This is a genomic window from Polaromonas sp. CF318 (assembly GCF_000282655.1).
Lineage (GTDB): Bacteria > Pseudomonadota > Gammaproteobacteria > Burkholderiales > Burkholderiaceae_C > Polaromonas.
In genome coordinates, this window is record NZ_AKIV01000003.1 from 17,122 (window position 1) to 37,464 (window position 20,343).

Consider the following 20,343-nt stretch of genomic DNA (forward strand, 5'->3'; position numbering starts at 1 on the left):
GTGCAGGGTTGTGGCTGTCGTGTAGCGGGTTTACCGGGAAACTGCGGCGGCGGCCTGGCCTTGCAGGTTGCGCACATACCACGCGGTGGCTTTTTGCAGGCCGGCCTCGATGCGGTAGGCCGGGGAATATCCCAGCAGCCTTGCGGCTTTGCTGATGTCCGCCAACGAGTGCCTGACATCGCCTGAACGAAAGTCCCGATAAACCGGGGCGGCGTTGCGTACCGCGGGGAATTCCGGCGACAAATAGGTCACCAGGTATCGGTACAGCTGGTTGAGCGTGGTCTGGTCGCCCACCGCGACGTTGTAGACCTCATTGCTGGCGTCGGGGTTGTCAGCCGTGGCCGCCAGCAGGTTGGCTTGCACCGCGTTCTCGATGAAGCAGAAATCGCGGCTGGTTTCGCCGTCGCCGTTGATCAGCACCGGTTCGCCGGCCATCAGGGACGCGGTCCATTTCGGGATCACGGCCGCGTAAGCGCCGTTGGGGTTTTGCCGTTGCCCGAACACGTTGAAATAACGCAGGCCTATGGTCTTGAAGCCGTAGGTTTTGGCGAACACGTCGGCGTAAAGTTCGTTGACGTACTTGGTGACGGCGTAGGGCGACAGCGGCTTTCCGATGTTGGCCTCTACCTTGGGCAGTGCCGGGTGGTCGCCATAAGTCGAACTGCTGGCGGCATAGACAAAGCGCTTGACCTTGGCATCCCGGCCTGCGACCAGCATGTTCAGGAAGCCGCTGATGTTGGTCGCGTTGGTGGCGATCGGGTTGTCGATGCTGCGGGGGACGCTGCCCAAGGCCGCCTGGTGCAGCACGTAATCCACCCCGCTGCAGGCTGCCTGGCAATCTTCAAGCCTGCAGATGTCGCCTTTGATGAATTTGAATCGGGACCACTGCTCCGCCGTCACGCTGTTTTGTACGGCGTCCATGTTGTGCTGATAACCGGTGGCGAAGTTGTCCAGGCCGACAACACGCTGGTCCAGCTTGAGAAGGTGCTCCAGCAGATTGCTGCCGATAAAGCCGGCGACGCCCGTCACCAGCCAGGTGGCGGGGTGGGCGGCGAGATGAGCCTGCAGTTGTTGGTACTTGCTGCTTGACATGTTCAGAGCCGCAGGTCCGAGGCCTGCGCGGGGAGCAGGTATTTCAGGTCATACAGGACATGGGTTTGGGCTCCCAGTTTGCGTATCGCGGCTTCGCCCATTTCCTTGAACTGGTGATGCGCGACGGCCAGGATGATGGCGTCATAGGCGCCTGCTTTCGGTTGCGTCACGAGCGATATGCCGTATTCCCGCCGGGCTTCGTCCGCGTCGGCCCATGGGTCGAAGATATCGACCACACAGTTGTAGTCCTTGAGTTCGGCCACCATGTCGATGACCCGGGTGTTGCGCAGGTCGGGGCAGTTTTCCTTGAAGGTCAGTCCCATGACCAGCACTTTCGCACCGTCCACGTGGATGCGCCGCTTGGTCATCGCCTTGACGAGCTGGGCCACCACATAGGCTCCCATGCCGTCGTTGAGCCGCCTGCCCGCAAGGATGATTTCGGGGTGGTAGCCGATGGACTGGGCCTTGTGGGTCAGGTAATACGGATCCACGCCTATGCAGTGACCCCCCACCAGGCCGGGACGAAACGGCAGGAAATTCCATTTGCTGCCGGCCGCCTGCAGCACCGCTTCGGTGTCTATGCCCATGCGGTTGAAGATGATGGCCAGTTCGTTGATCAGGGCAATGTTGAGGTCGCGCTGCGTGTTCTCGATGACTTTTGCGGCCTCGGCGACCTTGATGCTGGCCGCCCGGTGCGTGCCGGCCGTGATGATCTCGTTGTACAGGCGGTCGACCAGATCGGCGGTCTCCGGGGTTGACCCCGACGTGACTTTTTTGATGTTGGTCAGGCGATGCTGCTTGTCGCCTGGGTTGATCCGCTCGGGCGAGTAGCCGGCGAAAAAATCGCGGTTAAAGACCAGGCCGGAAAATTTCTCGAGCACCGGCACGCAGTCTTCTTCGGTGGCGCCCGGATAGACGGTGGATTCGTAGATGACGATATCGCCGGCTTTGAGCACCTTTCCAATCAGCTCGCTGGCCCGCACCAGCGGCGTGAGGTCCGGCCGCTTGTGTTCGTCAATCGGCGTGGGCACCGTGACGATAAAGCAGTTTGCCGCGGCAAGGTCCGTGGCGTTCGCCGTGAACGTGAGGTGGCTGGCGGCCCGAAGCTCCTGGGGTTCGGTCTCCAGCGTGTGGTCATGGCCCGATTTCAGTTCCGCGATCCGGGCTTCGTTGATGTCAAAGCCGATGACGGTCCTTTTTTTTCCGAATTCCACCGCCAGCGGAAGGCCTACATAGCCGAGGCCGATGATCGCGATCCGGATGTCGGGTAGTGTGTTCGGGTGAGTCAGCGACATATCAAAAGACTTGTTTCGGATTTCGAAAGGGGCGTTGCCGCCCCTCCGGTTCGCGTTGTTCGTTGTTAATAGCTAATAGCTCTATCTCGGCTTTGCCATGCCGGCCGTCGGGGTTTTTGACGCCTGGGCAGCCAGTTTAGCTTTTGCCGTTGCTTCGCTGGAAATGGGTCGAATGGCCCGTCGGCCTCCTGAATAGGGTGCCTCGCGGCACCCGCATACCGGGTTTTGCGGGGCGGGTGGCGTTCCCGGAAGGGCGGCCGCCAAGTTTAAGCTGCATTTGGCTTCGATCCGGCATTTCACCTACAAAAGCGGAAAACCCGTCAGTTTGCCGGGGAAAGCGGCCTGCCGCCGCAAAGCGCCCGGCTCCGCGGTGCCAGGACGGAATTTCGGGGTGCCCGGATGCGGCACAATTTGGCAGAACCAAATACTCGCGACAATCGTCAACCTGGGCTTTGCCGCAGCCGTCGACATGCGATGCGACGTGGGCGAAGCGAATTGACCGAGCCAGAGACCCACCCTAGAGACGCCATGCAACCCAGAACCCGCAATTTAGTGCTTTGGCTGATCGGATCGGCACTCCTTTTTCCGCTATTTCTCCAGTTGTCCGGCGGCATTTACAACAGCCCCCGCTATGTCATCGATTCCGGCGGCGTGCTCAGCACCTTGCCGTTGCCGATTTCCATAGGCGCATGTGTTTTCGGCATGCTCGCGCTTGCGCAGAACCGCCGCCAGGCCGTGCCGGCGGCGGTTTTTATCGCAGTGTTCGCCGTGGCCATGTTGTTGTCGATGGTGTTCGCGGGTGAAGGTCTGGACATCGAAAAGCGCAAAGCCCTGCTTGGGGCGCAGTTCCTGCTGCCCACCATGGGCCTGGTGTTGGGCCAGTTGGTACGCGATGAAGAGGATGTGATTCCCCGGGCCTTTATGTGGGTGTTGCTGCTGCTGGTCCCTGTGCAACTGGTCGTCGGCTGGTGGCAGAACACCCTGACACTGACGCACTATTTCTATGCCTTCAGCATTTACCAGCACTTTCAGTTCGTGCCCGTCATCTTCATTGCCGCCTTCTGCGTGGTCGTGGTGCACCTGTGGGAGCGCCACAAGACCTTGCTGCGCTGCCTGACCGTTGTCATGGGGGTGTATGCCGTCGCCAGCGCGTCTTTTCTGACCATAGGCCTTTACAGCGCTTTTGTGCTGCTGTTTTTCTCGCGGAAAATGTGGGAGCTCAGAACTGCCCGCCTGACCAGTTTTGTGGTGTTCGGGGCGGGCATCGTGGCGGCGGTCCTGGCCGTCGGCCTGTATTACAGCCTCGCCAAAACCAACACCAGTGTTGCCGACGACAACGGGCAGTACGTGGGCAAGTTCGACAAGCTGATGGAGGGCAAGATGCCGGTGAATGTCCGGGACCGTTTTGGCGACTGGGCCCTGTTTCGCAATGGAATCACCGAAAACGCCCGCACGCTGGTGTTCGGGCACGTGGAGCCGCTGCCGCGCGCGGTCAAGACCAGCGCCCACAACTGGTACCTCGATTTCACGTACAGCTTCGGCCTTGTTTCGCTGCTGCCGATGCTCGGGCTGATCGCCTTTACCGCGCACCTGGTCTGGCGGCGCCGCAAATCCATCCCGAGCCAGACCTGGTGGCTTGCGGCGGTGGTGGCCTTTCTGGTGCTGATCGACAGCAATTTCAAGGTTACGCTGAGGCAGCCTTACCCGGGAATTTTTGCCTATTTCCTGTGGGGCTTGCTGCTGTCGCGCCTGCGTCCCGCGCCGGCTGCCGGGCTGGGTGCCTAGCAACGCCACGGTATGCGCGCACTTCCGGCAAGCCTTCGCGGCGGGGTTCTGGCAAGCACGGCCGGCGTGTTCGGCTCGGCCTTCCTGTGGCTGCTCAGTTTCAAGGCGGTGGCCTTCTGGATGGGGCCGGAGGGCGTGGGGCTGTTTTCGCAACTGCGGCAGATGGCGCAGGCGGCCACGGTGGGCGCCACCTTCGGCGGTACAAATTCCGTGGTGCAGGGGCTCGCCGAGCGCCAGAACGAAGCCGAGCGCAGGCAGTTCAGCGCAACGGCTGCGCGCCTGATCGGCCTCTCGGGCCTGGCGGTGGTCGGGGTCATCGCCGCGGCGGCGCCCTGGCTGAGCGGATTTTTCCTGGCTTCGAGGGCGCCGGAGCTGGTGGCGACCGTGCGCTGGCTTGCGTTCGCGGTCCTGCTCAACGTGGGCGGGACCTATGCCCTCGCCGTGCTCAACGGCTATCGTTCCTACCCCTACCTGGCGCTGGCGCAAGTCGCCGGGCCGGCCGCGCTGGTCGTGCTGCTGGCGGCCGCCGGCTGGTGGCACCTGCCGCCGGACCCGCTGCTGCTGGCCGCCGCTTTTGTGCTGTGCTTTGGCGTGACCTGTCTTGTCGGGGCCTTCGGCATCTCGCGTTTGCCGCCGCTCGCGGCAGCCTTGCGCCTGGGAACCCTGCCCAAGGCACAAAGCCGGGCCTTTGTCCGCTTTGCCGTCTCCAATCTCGTGGCCGCGCTGTCGACCACCGTGGCGCTGCTGCTGATCCGCTCCTGGGTGATCGAGGCCAAGGGACTGCATTTCGCCGGGCTGTTCGACGCGGGCTGGACCCTGACCTTCAACTACACGACCTTGTTCCTGACGGCCTGCAGCGCGATTTACCTGCCCCGGCTCACGGCCGCGGTGCGCCCTGAAGACCGCCGGGCCTGCATGCTGAGGACGGCCTACCTGGTGCTGGGCGCCGGCATTCTTGCCTGCCACGCCATGGTGTTGTTGAAGGAGCCGCTGATCAAGCTGCTCTACAGCGCGGCATTCCAGGCCTCCGGCGAGGTGTTGACGGTGCTGGTCATCGCCGTGATGTTCCGCGGCGTGTCCTGGGTTTACGGCACGCTGATCCTGGCGACCCGGCATTCGCGGGTTCTGGTTGTCTCCGATGTGGCCCTGAACCTGCTGCTGCTGGCCTCGACGCGCTACGCGCTCGACAGCTTTGGCTCGCTCGCGGCCTTGAGCTGGGCTTTCGTCGTGCCGAATTTTCTTTACCTGGTATTCGTGGTGGAATATGCGTGCCGCCACAACCGGCTGATGCGCCGCCGCGATATCTGGCCCTTTTTGCTGGGCGGCACCCTGCCGCTGTTTTACCTGGCCCTGCCGGGGCCGCAAGAGGCCCATTCCGGGCCGGCGATGTGGTTGAGCATGGCGCTGGGCCTGGGTGCGGCCGGCGCGGCGCTTCTCGCCTACAAGAAAGTGGTTCCGTGAAAAATCTGCGACTGGATATAGAGCGTTATTACGGCATGCGGGGCCATGTGGGCGCCGTGTCCACCGGTATGCTGCTGCGCGGCTGCCTCAATCCGCGCATGGTGCCGGTCGTCCTGATTCGCCTGGCGGAGTTTTTCCACGAGCGCCGCCTCGGCCTGTTCGCGAAATTGTTTTCGACGCTGAACGTCATGGTGTTCGGCATCGAAGTGTCTCCGCAGGTGCAGATAGGCGGCGGCTTGTTCCTGCCGCATACTGTGGGGACCGTCATAGGCGCGGAACGCATCGGCGAAAACTGCACCATCATGCAGGGCGTGACCCTGGGGACCAGCGAGCCCGACATGGGCTTTACGGTGGAGAGACGGCCCGTCGTCGGCAACGATGTGCTCATTGGCGCGGGCGCCAAGATCATCGGCCGCATCGTGGTGGGCGACCACGCCAGGATAGGGGCCAACGCCGTGGTGCTGCGCGACGTGCCGGCCCACGCGCTGGCCGTGGGCGTTCCCGCCACCGTCGTGGACCGCCAGCCTGAAAGAAACGAAAAAATCTGACATGAACCCGATACTCATCAGCGCTTCGCTGGTCCTTTTCAAGCCGGACCTGGCGACCGTTGAGCTCACTTTACGCGCCTTGCAGGAAGCCGGAAAGCTCGCCGGGCAGCACTACCCGCTTCAACTGGGCTTGACCCTGGTCGACAATTCGGACGATGCGGAACACGGCCGCATCGCGAACTGGCTGGAGGGCGTCCGGGCGGCGGTCCCGGACTGGACGCTGCAATTGCAGCGTTCGCCGGGCAACATCGGGTACGGCCGCGGCAACAACATCGTCATTGCGGGCGTCCGCTCCGACTACCACCTGGTCGTCAACCCCGACCTCTTTGTGGACGCTACGGCCCTGCTTGAAGCCCTGCGTTTCATGGAGGAACACGCGGACGTCGGGCTGTTGACCCCGGCGGTTTTCGGTGAAGACGGCGAGCGCCACTACCTGTGCAAGCGTAATCCGACCCTGCTCGTCATGTTCCTGCGCAGCTTTTCGCCGATATGGCTGCAAAAGAAGCTGGAGTTCCTGATACGGGAATTCGAGATGCGGGATTGCGACTATGAAAAACCCATCCACCCTGTCGAGTACCCGACCGGTTGCTTCATGTTTTTCCGCACCGCGCCGCTGCAGGAAATCGGCGGCTTTGACCCCGATTTCTTTCTCCACTATGAGGATGCCGATATCGGCCGGCGCATGCTGCGGGTCGCCCGCACGGTGTATGTGCCCACCGTCCGCGTTGTCCACCAGTGGGCCCGGGACACCCATCGCTCCCTGGGGGCCAAGCTCGGCACCGCCAGGTCGGGCTGGCTTTACTGGCGCAAATGGGGCGGGATTTTCAGGAGCAAGCCCTCTGCCGAGCTCAAGCAGCCCGCCACCGTCGCCAGGCCGCCGGAATCGGCTCCGGCGGGGCAACGGGTTCTGGTGACGGGTGCCAACGGCTTCATCGGCCAAGCCTTGTGCGCTGCCTTGTCGGCGCAGGGTTGCAGTGTGCGCGGGGTGGTTCGGAAAAAAAACGCGGACAGCCAGGTTGCTGCAACGGATCACTGGGTCATGGGCGAAGTGGATGAGCACACCGACTGGGCACCCGCGCTTTCCGGGATGGACTGCATTGTTCATCTCGCCGCCCGCGTGCACCAGATGCGCGACACGGCCGCCAGCCCCCTGGTCGAGTTTCGCCGGGTAAATGTGGCGCTCACCCTCAACCTGGCGCGCCAGGCCGCCAAGGCCGGCGTGCGGCGCTTTGTTTTCGTGAGCTCGGTCAAGGTCAACGGAGAGACCACGGTGGTCGGCCAGCCGTTCACGGCCGATGACTCGCCCAAACCCATCGATGCTTATGGCATCTCCAAGTTTGAAGCGGAGCAGGCCTTGACCCTGCTGGCCGCGGAAACCGGGCTGGAGGTCGTGATCGTGCGCCCCGTGCTGGTGTACGGCCCCGGCGTCAAGGCCAACTTCCATGAAATGATGCGCTGGGTGTTGAAGGGGGTGCCTTTGCCGCTGGGCGCGCTGGACAACCAGCGCAGCCTGGTCGCCATCGACAATGTGGTCGACCTGCTTTCCGTCTGCCTGCACCATCCGCGAGCAGCCAACCAGGTCTTTCTGGTCAGTGACGGAGAGGACTTGACTGTCTCGGACCTGCTGCGCCGTACCGCGGCTGCTCTGGGCAGGCCCGCAAGGCTGGTGCCCGTACCCATGTTCCTCCTGAGAATGGGCGGACGGCTGCTCGGCAAGGAGCCGGTCGTTCAGCGTCTTTGCGACACGCTGCAGGTCGACATCGGCAAAACGCGGCGCCTGCTGGGCTGGAACCCGCCTCTTTCCGTGGACGCGGCCCTCAGGAAAACCGCCCAGCAATTGCGGGATGAGATAAGCCATGCGTGAGGGCCTGGAGACCGTTTTTGTCACAGGCGCCACCAGCACCATAGGTTCCCTGCTGATGCCCATGCTGCGTGAGCGCGGTGTTCCAGCCGTCTCTCTCGGCAGAAAGCGCCCCTCAGGCCCCGCCGGCGACGCCTGGCATTTTCTCGACCTTGCCGACAAGGCCGCGGACGTCCCGCCCGTTGAAGCCGACGCCCTGATTCACACCGCAAGCCTCTGGCTGCTGCCGGGCTGGCTCGAAAAATTCCACGCGCGCGGCGTGCGGCGCGTCATTGCCTTCAGTTCGACCAGCCGCTTCACCAAGCTGGCCTCGGCCAGCCCCTATGAGCTGGAGGTGGTCAACAAGCTCATCGCGGCGGAGGAGCACCTGGCGGCCGAGTGTGAGCGGCTGGGCATGGCCTGGACGATTTTCCGCCCCACGCTGATTTACGGCGGCGCCGGCGGGGACCGCAATGTGGCCGACATCGCGCGGCTGGTACGCCGCTTCGGCTTTTTCCCGCGCTTCGGCCAGGCCCTGGGCCGCCGCCAGCCGGTGCATGCGCGCGACCTGGCCCTGGCCTGCATGCAAAGCCTGGATGCGCCCGCCAGTTTCAACAAGGCCTACAACCTCAGCGGCGGCGAAACCCTGGCCTATGTCGACATGGTGCGGCGCATTTTTGAGACCCTGGGCCGCAAGCCGGTGTTCATCCCCGTCCCGATCTGGGCTTTCCGTCTCGCCGTGCGCCTGGCCCGCCTGCATCCACGCTTTTCGCACCTGACAGCCGACATGGCCTTGCGCATGCAGGCCGACCTGGTGTTCGACCACCAGGACGCCACGCGCGACTTCGGCTACCGCCCGGGCCGGTTCGATCCGGCCTACCTGACCACGCTGCACTGACCCGGCGGCCCGGTACCGAGGAAGCGCCGGCTATGTTGCACAATGGCGCCATCCTCCCTTTTTAGATCTTTGGCCATGAGCGACACCCCCATGACTGACCCTGACCTCTCCCACGTCGGCCCGCGCGACAAGGCCGAAATCCTGGCCCAGGCGCTGCCCTACATCCGCAAGTTCCACGGCAAGACCCTGGTCATCAAATACGGCGGCAACGCCATGACGGATCCGGCCCTGCAGGCCGACTTCGCCGAGGACGTGGTGCTGCTCAAGCTGGTGGGCATGAACCCGGTGGTGGTGCACGGCGGCGGCCCGCAGATCGAGACCGCGCTCAACCGCCTGGGCAAGAAGGGCCACTTCATCCAGGGCATGCGCGTCACCGACGAGGAAACCATGGAAGTCGTCGAATGGGTGCTGGCCGGCCAGGTGCAGCAGGACATCGTCGGCCTGATCAACCAGGCCGGCGGCAAGGCCGTGGGCCTGACCGGGCGGGACGGCGGCCTGATCCGTGCGCAAAAGCTCAAGATGCTGGACAAGGACGACGCCTCCAAGGAGCACGACATCGGCTTTGTCGGCGACATCGTCAGCATTGACCCCAGCGTGGTCAAGGCCCTGCAGGACGACGCCTTCATCCCGGTGATCAGCCCCATCGGCTTCGGCGAGGAAAACGAGAGCTACAACATCAACGCCGATGTGGTCGCCGGCAAGCTGGCCACGGTGCTGAAAGCCGAGAAGCTGGTGCTGCTGACCAATACGCCCGGCGTGCTCAACAAGGCCGGCGAGCTGCTCACCGACCTGAGCGCCCGCGAGATCGACGAGCTGTTCGCCGACGGCACGATTTCGGGTGGCATGCTGCCCAAGATCGAGGGCGCGCTGGACGCGGCCAAGAGCGGCGTGAATTCGGTGCACATCATCGACGGCCGGGTGCCGCATGCCATGCTGCTGGAAATCCTGACCGACCAGGCCTATGGCACCATGATTCGAAGTCATTGATGCCCCCCGAAGCGCCTTCGGCGCCTCCCCCCGAGGGGGCGCCACCTGCGGCCCGGCGAAGCCGGTTCCGCGCTGGCACTGGTAGAAGACCCCATGTATTGCTGAGGGCCTCGAAATGCGTTTACTTTTAGTGGAAGACGACGTGATGGTGGCCAGCGGCATCAAGCTGGGGCTTAGCGACGCCGGTTATGCGGTCGACTGGGTCGGCAGCGCCGAGCGGGCCGAGGAAGTCCTGCAGGGCGAAACCTTTGACGCCGCCATCATCGACATCGGCCTGCCGCGCATCGACGGGCTGGAGCTGACCCGGCGCCTGCGCCGCGGCGGGCTGGCCATGCCGGTGCTGATCCTGACCGCGCGCGATGCCCTGCAAGACCGCGTCCAGGGCCTGGACCTGGGCGCCGACGACTACATGGTCAAACCCTTTGAACTGCCCGAACTGCTGGCGCGCCTGCGCGCGCTGCTGCGCCGCTCTCAGGCCGCCACCAGCGCCACCCTGAGCTTCGGCGCGCTGGAGCTGGACACCGCCAACCGCGAGGCGCGCGCCAACGGCCAGCTGATAGAGCTCGGCCCGCGCGAATGGACGGTGATGGAATACCTCTTGATCAACGCCCCCAAGCCCGCCAGCAAGGACAAGCTCCTGCAGGCCATGACCGGCTGGGACAAGGAGATCACGCCCAACGCCATCGAGGTCTATATCTCGCGCCTGCGCGGCAAGCTGGAGCCGCACGGCATTGCCGTGCGCTCCATTCGCGGTTTTGGCTACCGCCTGGAATTGACGGTAGCCGCGCCCGGCTTGCCCGGCGCGGGCGCCGAGTAAGCGCCGCGCGCATGGATATCCCCGGCCGTTCCTGGGCCGATCGCCTCAAGGCCCGCCTGGCCGCCCTGGCCGCGCGAACCGGTAACAGCCGCCTGGTGCCGCCGGCCATGAAGTCCGGCCTGCAGCGCCGACTGCTCATGCTGCTGCTGGTACCGCTGGGGATTTTTGCGCTGGTCAGCGTTTACTTCGACTACCAGACCGCCGGCAACGTCGCGCTGCAGAAAGACCAGCAACTGGCGCGGCTGATCCCGCTGCTGGCCGATTCCGTGGTGGGGCCCGGCATCACGCCCGGCGGGCGTGAGCCCTTGCTATTGCTGGCGCCCCCCGTGGACGACTTCCTCAAGGGCCGTATAGGTTCCGCCGGGTTCCGGATTTCCGATGCCCAGGGCGAATTCATGGCGGGGGAAGAATGGATCCCCGAACTCCTGCCGGCCACGCATGAGACCGAGTTCCACAGCATCGAACACAAAGGCGTGACCTACCGCATCGCGGCCCAGCGTGCCAACACGGCCGCGGGCGAGCTGATCGTGCAGCTGGCCGACGGCTCGGACCCGCGCCAGCAGTGGGTGCGCTCCGTGCTGCTCAAGGTCATACTGCCCAACCTCATCCTGGTGATGGCCGCGGGTTTTGCGCTCAACTGGGCCGTCACGCGCGCGCTCAAGCCGCTGATCGAACTCAAGGATGCGGTGGAGCGCCGCAGCCCGCGCGACCTGAGCGCCATAGACCCGCAGACCACGCCCGCCGAGGTCCAGCCGCTGGTCAGCGCGCTGAACCGGCTGTTCGGCCTGGTGAACGACCAGGCCGAGGGCCAGCGCCGCTTTGTGGCCGACGCCGCGCACCAGCTGCGCACGCCGCTGGCCGGGCTGCAGGCGCAGGTCGAGGCCTGGGCCCAGGCGGCGCGGGTGGCGCAGGCCGCGGGTTCGGACGGCGCCGTCACGCTGTCGGCCGAGAAGATCACCAAGCTGCGCAACGCGACCCGGCGCACCTCGCAGCTGGCCAACCAGCTGCTGGCGCTGTCGCGCGCCGACGCCACGGCCGCCGCCGCCCAGCCCATGCAGCGGGTGGACCTCAAGGACCTGTGTGAGTCCATACTGCCGCTGCACCTGGACGCCGCCGCCCGCAAGGGCATAGACCTGGGGCTGGAGGCCGAGCCCGCCCAGACCACGGGCTACGAGTGGCTGCTGCGCGAACTGCTGGGCAACCTGGTCGACAACGCCGTCAAGTACACGCCGGCCGGCGGCACCGTCACCCTGCGCTGCGGCCTCAGCGCCGGCCCGCCGCCGCAGGAAGCCGGCGGCGACCCCGAGCATCCGCGCTGGGGCGTGTTCCTGGAAGTTGAGGATGACGGCCCCGGCATTGCGCCCGATGAGCGCGCCAAGGCCTTGCAGCGCTTTTACCGGGTCCAGGGCACGGAGGGCGAGGGCAACGGCCTGGGCCTGGCCATCGCCAGCGAAATTGCCCGCGTCCACCATTCGCAGCTGGAACTGGGTGACGGCGGCACCGAGGCCTCGGGACCGCGCGGATTGCGGGTGCGCCTGAGTTTGTAGTCCGCCCGCCACAGTGAGCGCTCGCTGTTACGAAACAGAACGTTGTAGCTACGCCTCACGCGTTAAAACCGGGGCAGCTCAAGGCCTGAACCGTCACTTCCCTGTGCGAGAATGAATTGCAACGATATCCGGTTTTTTGAAACATTCTCCACTCGATCGCCTATGTCCGACCTCGCGCCTGAATCCGAACTGAGCCCCCAGGGCACGCCAGCCTCCGCCGAGCCTGCGGTGCGCAAGCGCCCCAAACCGGGGGAGCGCCGGGTCCAGATCCTGCAGGCGCTGGCGACCATGCTGGAGCAGCCGGGCGCCGAACGCATCACCACCTCGGCCCTGGCGGCCAGGCTGGAGGTCAGCGAAGCGGCGCTTTATCGCCATTTCGCCAGCAAGGCCCAGATGTTCGAGGGCCTGATCGAATTCATAGAGCAAAGCGTCTTCACCCTGATCAACCAGATCGGCGAACGCGAGCCCGACCACTCGGTCCGCACCCGCAAGCTGGTGGTCATGGTGCTGCAGTTCGCCGAGAAAAACCCCGGCATGACCCGCGTCATGGTCGGCGATGCCCTGGTGTTTGAAAACGAGCGCCTGCAGGAGCGCATGAACCAGTTCTTCGACAAACTGGAATCCAGCCTCAAGCAAAGCCTGCGCGACGCCGCGGCCGCCAGCGGCGCCGCCACCCCCACGGTAGACGCCCAGGTTCGCGCCTCGGTCATCGTGGCTTTCATGGTCGGCCGCCTGCAGCGCTTTGCCCGCTCCGGCTTCAAGCGCCTGCCCTCCGAGCACCTCGAAGCCAGCCTCGCGACGATCCTGGCCTAAGCGCACGACCCTTATCTAGTGGGGGCCAGGGTCCGGCTTCGCCGGACCATAGGCGCCCGTCCCCTGGAAGGGGAAAAGGCGCGACACGAAGTGCGCGTCCGATAGGGGTGATTCTTCTTCCAGTGGGGGCCGGGATCCGGCTTTGCCGGTCCCAAGGCGCCTGTCCCCTGCAAGGGGAGGGGGCGCTACACGAAGTGAGCGCCAGCAGGGGTGAGCCTATTTACCAGTTCCAGAGCGTCCCGTCATGCTGCAGCCGGTTCACCGGCAGGTAGGCGCGCTGGTAGGGGTATTTGGCGGCCAGCTTCTCGTCGATTTCCACGCCGTGGCCCGGCGTTTCGCCGCAGTGCATAAAGCCCTTTTCAAAGCGGTAGTTGTGCGGGAAGACCTCGTCGGTCTGCTCGGTGTGGCGCATGTATTCCTGCACGCCGAAATTGGGCACCCAGGTGTCGAAGTGCAGCGCCGCGCCCATGCACACCGGTGACAGGTCGGTCGCACCGTGGCAGCCGGTGCGCACCTGGTGCATGGAGGCGAAGTCGGCAATCCGCCGCAAGTGGGTGATGCCGCCGGCATGCACGACGGTCGCGCGTATGTAGTCGATCAGCTGGTTCTGGATCAAGTCCTTGCAGTCCCAGATGGTGTTGAAAATCTCGCCCACGGCCAGCGGCGTGGTCGTGTGCTGGCGGATCAGGCGGAAAGCCTCCTGGTTTTCGGCCGGCGTCGCGTCCTCCAGCCAGAACAGGTGGTAGGGCTCCAGCGACTTGCCCAGCCGGCCCGCCTCGATGGGCGTCAGGCGGTGGTGGGCGTCGTGCAGCAGATGGATGTCCGGTCCCACGGCCTGGCGCACCGCGTCGAACAGCTTGGGCGTGTGCAGCAGGTATTTTTCGCTGCTCCAGTCGTGCTCGCCCGGCAGGTTGCCGTCGGCCGGCTCATAAAACATGCTGCCCTTGCCCACGCCGTAGACCTTTTCCAGGCCCGGCACGCCGCTTTGCGCGCGTATCGCCTGGTAGCCCATTTCCTTGTAGCGCAGCACCTCGTCCACCGTGTGCGCGATGTCGCTGCCGTTGGCGTGGCCGTAGACCATCACGCCGGTGCGGCTGCGTCCGCCCAGCAGCTGGTACAGCGGCAGGCCGGCGGCCTTGGCCTTGATGTCCCAGAGGGCGGTGTCGACCGCGGCGATCGCGCTCATGGTCACCGGGCCGCGGCGCCAGTAGGCGCCCTTGTACAGGTATTGCCAGATGTCCTCGATCTGGTGCGGGTCGCGGCCTATCAGGCAGGGAATGACGTGCTCGGTCAGGTAGCTCACGACGGACAGCTCGCGCCCGTTGAGCGTGGCGTCGCCGATGCCGGTCAGGCCTTCGTCGGTTTCAATCTTGAGGGTGACGAAGTTGCGGCCGGGGCTGCAGACGATGACGCGGGCGTTGGTGATTTTCATGAAAGGTCGGGGGTAATAAAAGAATGAAAGTCGGGCGGGCTGCGGTGTTCAGCCGTTCCATCCCAGGTGGCCGAGGAAATCGCGCGTGCGCGCCACCGTGGGGTTCTCGAAGATCTGCGCGGGAGGGCCTTCTTCCAGGATGGCGCCGTTTTCAAACACCACCACCCAGTTCGCCACGCGCTGCGCAAAACTCATTTCGTGCGTGACGACGATCATGGTCATGCCTTCCTGGGCGAGCTTCTTCATCACGTTGAGCACCTCGCCCACGGTTTCCGGGTCCAGCGCCGAGGTCGGCTCGTCGAACAGCATCACCTCCGGCTCCATGGCCAGCGCGCGGGCGATCGCCACGCGCTGCTGCTGGCCGCCCGAGAGGTTGGCCGGGAAGTTGCCGGCCTTGGATTCCAGTCCGACTTTCTCGAGCAGCACCATGGCGCGCTTGCGCGCGTCGGCCTCGCTCATGCCCAGCACGGTGATGGGGCCCATGGCCACGTTGTCCAGCGCCGTCTTGTGCGGGAACAGCTCAAAGCTCTGGAACACCATGCCCATGCGCTGGCGCACCTTGCGCACCTCGGTTTCGCGCGTGGGCAGCGGGATGCCATCCAGCAGCACGCGCCCGCCGTTGAGGGTCTCCAGCGCGTTGGTGCAGCGCAGCAGCGTCGACTTGCCCGAGCCCGAGGGCCCGATCAGGCACATCACCTCGCCCTTGTTGACCTGCAGCGACACGCCGTTGAGCGCCACAAAATCGCCGTACAGCTTGCGCACGTTTTCGTAGACCAGCACGGGCGGCTGCTCGGCTCCCTTGCGTGGGGCGGCGGCGGTGCCGGGGTTCTGTTGGGTAGCTGATGTCATTCCTTGACTCCGTATTTTTTGTGGATCCAGTCCACGAGTTTTGCCTGGGGGTAGCCCATCAGCCAGTAAATCGCGGCCATGGCGGTCAGCATTTCCAGCACCCGGAAGGTCTGGGCGCGTATCTGCATCGAGGTGTAGGCCAGCTCGCTGACCGCGATCACCGACACCAGCGAGGTGTCCTTGAACAGCGAAATCCAGGTGCTGGCCAGCACCGGCAGGATGCGCCGCGCCGCTTGCGGGATCACGACCTTGAACATGGCCTGGCGGCGCGACATGCCCATGGCGAGAGCCGCTTCCATCTGCCCTTTGCGTATGGAGTTGATGCCGGCGCGGAAGGTCTCGGCGTTGTAGGCCGAGACGTTGAGCACCAGCGCCACCAGCGCCGTCGTGAGCGCCGAGAACTGCACGTCGAAGGCGATGGGCATCACGTAGAAGGCCCAGTAGATCACCAGGATCAGCGGCAGGTTGCGGAAAAATTCCACAAAGGCCAGCGAGGCCGAGCTCAGCAGCTTGTTGGACGACAGGCGCATCAGCGCCAGCAGGATGCCGCCCGGTACGGCCAGCAGCATGGTCAGCACCGTCAGGCCCACGGTCATGAGCGCGCCGTCCCACAGCGCGCCGCGATGCGTCCAGATGACGTTCCAGTCGAAATTCATGAGCGCCCCAGGTGTGCGAGTTTTTGGTACATGCGGTCGACGATACGGGTGACCGGGAACAGCACCAGGAAATACAGCACCATCACGGTGGTGAACACCTCCACCGGCCGGTAGCTCTGGCCGGCCACGGTTTCGGCGCGGTGCATCAGCTCGGGCACGGCGATCACGGTGGCGATGGCCGTGTCCTTGATCGCCATGGTCAGCACCGAGCCGAAGGCCGGCAGCATGCGTATGGTGGCCTGCGGCAGGATGATCTTGCGCAGGATCTGCGCGCGCGACATGCCCAGCGCCAGCCCGGCGCGCGTCTGCCCGGGCCGTATCGATTCAATGCCGGCGCGGATGATCTCGGAGGCATAGGCCGCGATGTGCAGCGTCAGCCCCACCAGCGCGGCCCAGAAAGGCGGAAAGGTCACGCCGGCCAGCAGCGGGAAGGCGAAATAAATCCACACCAGCACCACCAGGATGGGGATGGCGCGCATGGTGTCCACGTAAAACACCAGCACGCGGCTGAGCCAGCGCGGGCCATACAGGCGCAGCAGCGCGATCACCAGCCCCGACAGGATGCTGGTGATCGCGCTGACCACGCTGAGCAGGACGGTGACGCCGAGGCCGCCGGCGAAGAAACGCCAGTTCTCGATGATCGGTGAAAAATCCACGTCCATGAAAGGTCCGTCCGGGTTGGGTGAGGAAGGGCAGCCCGCCTTGCCAGGCGGCGGGCCGTAAGGCTTGCAAGGGGGCGAGTTACTTCAGGTTCTGCGTCATGCGCACTTCTTCGGCCTGCAGCTGTGGCTCCATGCGTTTTTCGACTTCACGCAGCCAGTCCAGGTAGACCTGCTCGTTCTTGTTCACGCCCATGCCGGTCTTGATCTCGAAGATCTTGCTGTCCTGGCAGTTGTTTTCTTTCGGGAACACCGCCAGGCCCTTGACCTTTTTGTTGATGTTGGGCCAGAGCATGCGGTTCAGCGGCGCCACGTCCGAGCGGCCGGCCAGCACCTCTTCGATCGGCGCGACCGAGCCCGAATTGGCCACGCCGCGCAGCTTGGCCTTGGAGAACTGCTCGCGCACCAGGGGCTCCTCACCGGCGCCCGAGAAATAGGCCATGGTGATCTCGGGCTTGTTGAAGTCCTCCAGCGTCTTGGCATTGGTGAACTTGGGGTTGTCGGCGCGGCCGAACATGCACACGCCGGTGCTGGAGAAGGTCACGAAGTCGATGATCTTGGCGCGCTCGGCATTCTGGTTCAGCGGGCCGATCATGATGTCCATCTGGTTGGCGATCAGCGCCGGCACCTTGGTTTCATGGCTGACCGGGACGGGAACGATCTTCACGCCCAGCAGCTTGGCGAACTCCTTGCCCAGCAGCCAGGAGGGGCCGGACCAGGGCTCGCCCTCGCCGGTGGTGTTCTGCGCCAGCCAGGGCGGGTTGTTGACCACACCCACGCGCAGCACGCCGGCCTTGCGGATGGCGTCAATGCGCGGGCTGGCGCCGGGTGCGGGCGGCGTCTGGGCAAAAGCGGCGGCCGATACGCCGGCGGCGACGGCTACCAGCGCGAGGTGCCGGCACAGGCGAAGGGAGGAGGTGAAGCGGTTCATGGTGTTGTCTCTTTTCTCTTGGAGGAATGAAGAAAGGGCGCCGGCCTCGGCGCCTTCAGCGGTCTCTTGCGGCGCTTACTTGAGGTTCTCGATCACGCGCTTTTCTTCGGCCGCGAGTTTGGGTTCCAGTGCTTTTCCCACCGCGCGCAGCCAGTCGAGGTAGACCTGCTGGTTCTTGTCGACGGCCAGGCCCACGGGCGAGGCTTTTTCCTTGCTGCCCTGGCAGTTGTTTTCTTGCGGGTAGACCGTCAGGCCCTTGACCTTCTGGTTCAGGCCGACCCAGGGCACACGGTTGATGGGCGCCGCGTCGGCGCGCTTGGCCATGATTTCCTCGACCGGCGCGGTGGCGCCCGAGCTGGCCACGGCGCGGAACTTGGCTTTGGGGAAACGTTCCTTGACCCAGTTCTCTTCGGCGCCGCCCGTGAAGTAGGCAATCGTGATGTCGGGGCTGTTGAGGTCGTCCACTGATTTCACCTTGGCCAGTTTGTCGTTGCCCGAACGGCCGAACATGCAGACGCTGGTGGTCGAATAGATCACAAAGTCCACCACCTTGAGCCGCTCCGGTGTTTCGCCCAGCGGGCTGATGGTCATGTCGACCTGGTTGGCAGCCAGTACCGGCACCTTGGTTTCATGCGACACCGCCACCGGCACCAGCTTGACGTTCAAGAGGCGCGCGTATTCAGTCGCCAGCGTCCAGGCCGGGCCGCTCCAGGCCTGGCCTCCGCCGGTGGTGTTCTCCAGCAGCCAGGGCGAATTTTGCAGAACGGCCACGCGCAGCTCGCCGGATTTTCTGATCGCGTCTATGCGCGGGCTGGCGCCGGGCGCCGGCGGCGCCTGTGCGAAGGTCTGGCTCACGCCGACTGCCATGAGCAGGCCGGCGAGAAGGACCGGCAACTGCCGGCGGGCGAATGAGGTATGTTTCAAGTTTGTCTCCTGGTGGTGATACGCCGTTTCCCGGCGCGGGTTATTGAGTTGTCCGTCGAACGTTCAGGGCGTGGCTGGGTTCGTCACCAGCAGGGGCCGCGGGACTGGCTTTGCCAGACCGCAGGCGCAGCGGCCCCCTCGGGGGGTAGCGCATTACGCGAAGCGAAAAGCGTGGGGGCCATATTTATCTCCAGGCCTGCGCGAACTCACTGATGACTCGCTCGAGGTGGGCGCGCATGGCGGCCCGCGCGGCGATAGGGTCGCGCGCCAGCAAGGCCTTGAAGATGCGCTGGTGGTCGGCGTGCGAGGCCAGGCGCAGCTCGGGCGTATGGAAGTGGTGTTCTATCTTGGTCCAGACCGGGCCCTTGGCCTGGGCCCACATGGCGCTCACCATCTGCAGCAGCACGCTGTTGCCGGTGGACTCGGCGATGCGCAGGTGAAAGAGTTGGTCGGCCGCCTCGTTTTCTTCCTTGTTGTCGATGTGCTCGCGCATGTCGCTGAGGGCTGTGAAGATGCGGTCCAGGTCGCCGTCCTTGCGGGTTTCCGCCGCGACCGAGGCGATTTCCGATTCGATCAGGCAGCGCGCGCGCAGCAATTCAAAAGGGCCGGGGCCGGTTTCCGACACGAAGGGTGAGGCGGCCGCGTTGCCGCGCACCTGCGTCACATAAATGCCCGAGCCGCCACGCACTTCGACCACGCCCTGAAGTTCCAGCGCGATCATGGCTTCGCGCACCGAGGTGCGGCTCACGTCAAAACGTTCGGCCAGCGCGCGCTCCGACGGAAGCCGCTCGCCGAGCTTGAACTCACCCTGGGCAATCAAGGCCAGCAGCTGCGTGGCCAGGCGCTGGTAGGAGCGGTCGGACAGCGCCCGGGGCGCCGTGGATGCGTCGTCGGGAGAAACCGGTTGGATGAGCTGGAGTGCCATGATGGATCCCAAAGTGGTTGGACCAATTATCGGATTTGACCCCAATAAAGGCCAATAGTGGTTTACCACTATGGATAAGTGGTCAGTCCAATCGTCCAATAAAGTCCTTTCATTGGCTGACTCCACGCATGCGCGCACTCTCCCAAACCGTTCTGGATGACCGGGCGGTTCCGGCCTCCCTGCACCTCCCCGATTACCCGCGAAGCGCCCTGGCGCCCGGCGTGCTGCACCTGGGCCTGGGCGCTTTCCACCGCGCCCACCAGGCCGTGGTGTTTGACGCCTTGCTGCAGGCCGGCGATGCCCGCTGGGGCGTGCTGGGCGTGGCCATGCGCAGCACCGAACTGGCCGACGCGCTGGTTCGCCAGGACGAGCTTTACACCCTGCAGGTCGCCAGCGCCGAAGGGCGGCGCTGGCAAGTGGTCGGCTCCGTGCTGGACACCTGCGTGGCGGCGCGTGAGCCGGATCGCGTCACCGCCGCCATCGCCGCGCCCGCCACCCGCTGGGTCACGCTGACCGTGACCGAAAAAGCCTACGGCCCCGCGCTCGCGGCGCAACTGGTGGCCGGCCTGGCCGCGCGCCATGCGGCCGGCCTGGGCGGCCTGACCATCGCCTCCTGCGACAACCTGAGCGGCAACGGCGGCAAGCTGCGCCAGCTGTGCCTGGACAGCGCCGCGGCCCAGGACACCGTGCTGGCGCAGTGGATAGAAACCGCCTGCGCCTTTCCCGACAGCATGGTGGACCGCATCGTCCCCGCCGCCACCGCGCAACACCGCGAAGATGCCGCCCGCATGACCGGCCTGGACGACGGCTGCGCCCTGGGCACCGAGGCCTTCTGGGAATGGGTGATAGAGCGCCACTTTGTGGACCCAGCCGATGGGGCGGCG

At 65.0% G+C, this 20,343-nt stretch carries 18 protein-coding genes and 1 pseudogene; 10 read left to right on the forward strand and 9 right to left on the reverse strand.

Translation table 11 applies throughout. The features are described 5' to 3' along the window. Positions 1-30: 30 nt before the first annotated feature. Both PMI15_RS00210 and tviB read right to left on the reverse strand, forming a co-directional pair. Positions 31-1,092, reverse strand: coding sequence for an NAD-dependent epimerase/dehydratase family protein (locus PMI15_RS00210; RefSeq protein WP_007862408.1), 1,062 nt, complete (start codon positions 1,090-1,092; stop codon positions 31-33). Positions 1,093-1,094: 2 nt separating this feature from the next. Beyond that, entirely contained in the window at positions 1,095-2,387 is a 1,293-nt protein-coding gene (gene tviB / locus PMI15_RS00215; RefSeq protein WP_007862409.1) for a Vi polysaccharide biosynthesis UDP-N-acetylglucosamine C-6 dehydrogenase TviB, read from the reverse strand. A 528-nt stretch (positions 2,388-2,915) separates the two neighbouring features. Here tviB and PMI15_RS00220 point away from each other — a divergent pair. The 9 genes from PMI15_RS00220 (at position 2,916) to slmA (ending at position 13,083) form a co-directional block, all read left to right on the forward strand. Next, a complete protein-coding gene (locus PMI15_RS00220; protein ID WP_007862410.1) occupies positions 2,916-4,172 on the forward strand; it encodes a hypothetical protein in 1,257 nt (418 codons plus the stop codon). 12 nt (positions 4,173-4,184) lie between these two features. Then, positions 4,185-5,633, forward strand: coding sequence for a hypothetical protein (locus PMI15_RS00225; protein WP_007862411.1), 1,449 nt, complete (start codon positions 4,185-4,187; stop codon positions 5,631-5,633). Beyond that, on the forward strand, positions 5,630-6,181 hold the full coding sequence (locus PMI15_RS00230; protein ID WP_036836888.1) for a serine O-acetyltransferase: 552 nt from the start codon (positions 5,630-5,632) through the stop codon (positions 6,179-6,181). The genes PMI15_RS00225 and PMI15_RS00230 overlap by 4 nt, the downstream gene beginning before the upstream one ends. Position 6,182: 1 nt before the next feature. Next, positions 6,183-8,045, forward strand: coding sequence for an NAD-dependent epimerase/dehydratase family protein (locus tag PMI15_RS25510; protein ID WP_007862413.1), 1,863 nt, complete (start codon positions 6,183-6,185; stop codon positions 8,043-8,045). After that, a complete protein-coding gene (locus PMI15_RS00240) occupies positions 8,038-8,919 on the forward strand; it encodes an NAD(P)-dependent oxidoreductase (protein WP_007862414.1) in 882 nt (293 codons plus the stop codon). The genes PMI15_RS25510 and PMI15_RS00240 overlap by 8 nt, the downstream gene beginning before the upstream one ends. Before the next feature lie 90 nt (positions 8,920-9,009). Continuing rightward, on the forward strand, positions 9,010-9,906 hold the full coding sequence (gene argB / locus PMI15_RS00245; protein ID WP_007862415.1) for an acetylglutamate kinase: 897 nt from the start codon (positions 9,010-9,012) through the stop codon (positions 9,904-9,906). 115 nt (positions 9,907-10,021) lie between these two features. Continuing rightward, positions 10,022-10,723 carry a response regulator transcription factor gene (locus PMI15_RS00250; RefSeq protein WP_007862416.1) on the forward strand — a complete coding sequence of 234 codons (702 nt, stop codon included), beginning with the start codon at positions 10,022-10,024 and terminating at the stop codon, positions 10,721-10,723. A 107-nt stretch (positions 10,724-10,830) separates the two neighbouring features. Further along, positions 10,831-12,270, forward strand: coding sequence for a sensor histidine kinase (locus PMI15_RS00255; RefSeq protein ID WP_036836900.1), 1,440 nt, complete (start codon positions 10,831-10,833; stop codon positions 12,268-12,270). Between the two features lie 162 nt (positions 12,271-12,432). After that, positions 12,433-13,083, forward strand: coding sequence for a nucleoid occlusion factor SlmA (gene slmA / locus PMI15_RS00260; protein WP_007862418.1), 651 nt, complete (start codon positions 12,433-12,435; stop codon positions 13,081-13,083). 220 nt (positions 13,084-13,303) lie between these two features. Here the strand turns inward: slmA and manD are convergent, their stop codons facing one another. From manD to PMI15_RS00295, 7 genes are all read right to left on the reverse strand, one after another. Further along, positions 13,304-14,515: a D-mannonate dehydratase ManD gene (gene manD / locus PMI15_RS00265; protein WP_007862419.1), complete on the reverse strand. Its 1,212-nt coding sequence runs from the start codon at positions 14,513-14,515 to the stop codon at positions 13,304-13,306. Positions 14,516-14,563: 48 nt separating this feature from the next. Further along, positions 14,564-15,364: an amino acid ABC transporter ATP-binding protein gene (locus PMI15_RS00270; RefSeq protein WP_007862420.1), complete on the reverse strand. Its 801-nt coding sequence runs from the start codon at positions 15,362-15,364 to the stop codon at positions 14,564-14,566. Then, positions 15,361-16,020 carry an amino acid ABC transporter permease gene (locus PMI15_RS00275; RefSeq protein WP_007862421.1) on the reverse strand — a complete coding sequence of 220 codons (660 nt, stop codon included), beginning with the start codon at positions 16,018-16,020 and terminating at the stop codon, positions 15,361-15,363. Before PMI15_RS00275 ends, PMI15_RS00270 begins: the two co-directional genes overlap by 4 nt. Beyond that, complete coding sequence (locus tag PMI15_RS00280) at positions 16,017-16,682, reverse strand: amino acid ABC transporter permease (RefSeq protein ID WP_007862422.1); 666 nt, start codon at positions 16,680-16,682, stop codon at positions 16,017-16,019. The genes PMI15_RS00275 and PMI15_RS00280 overlap by 4 nt, the downstream gene beginning before the upstream one ends. A 79-nt stretch (positions 16,683-16,761) precedes the next feature. Further along, positions 16,762-17,610 (reverse strand): transporter substrate-binding domain-containing protein, encoded by an 849-nt coding sequence (locus tag PMI15_RS00285; protein WP_007862423.1) that lies wholly within the window; start codon positions 17,608-17,610, stop codon positions 16,762-16,764. Between the two features lie 75 nt (positions 17,611-17,685). Further along, positions 17,686-18,477: an ABC transporter substrate-binding protein gene (locus PMI15_RS00290; protein WP_051001876.1), complete on the reverse strand. Its 792-nt coding sequence runs from the start codon at positions 18,475-18,477 to the stop codon at positions 17,686-17,688. A 241-nt stretch (positions 18,478-18,718) separates the two neighbouring features. Then, complete coding sequence (locus PMI15_RS00295; RefSeq protein ID WP_007862425.1) at positions 18,719-19,459, reverse strand: FadR/GntR family transcriptional regulator; 741 nt, start codon at positions 19,457-19,459, stop codon at positions 18,719-18,721. A 128-nt stretch (positions 19,460-19,587) separates the two neighbouring features. Between PMI15_RS00295 and PMI15_RS00300 the strand changes: the two are divergent. Further along, positions 19,588-20,343, forward strand: a pseudogene (locus PMI15_RS00300) (mannitol dehydrogenase family protein); the annotation flags it as partial.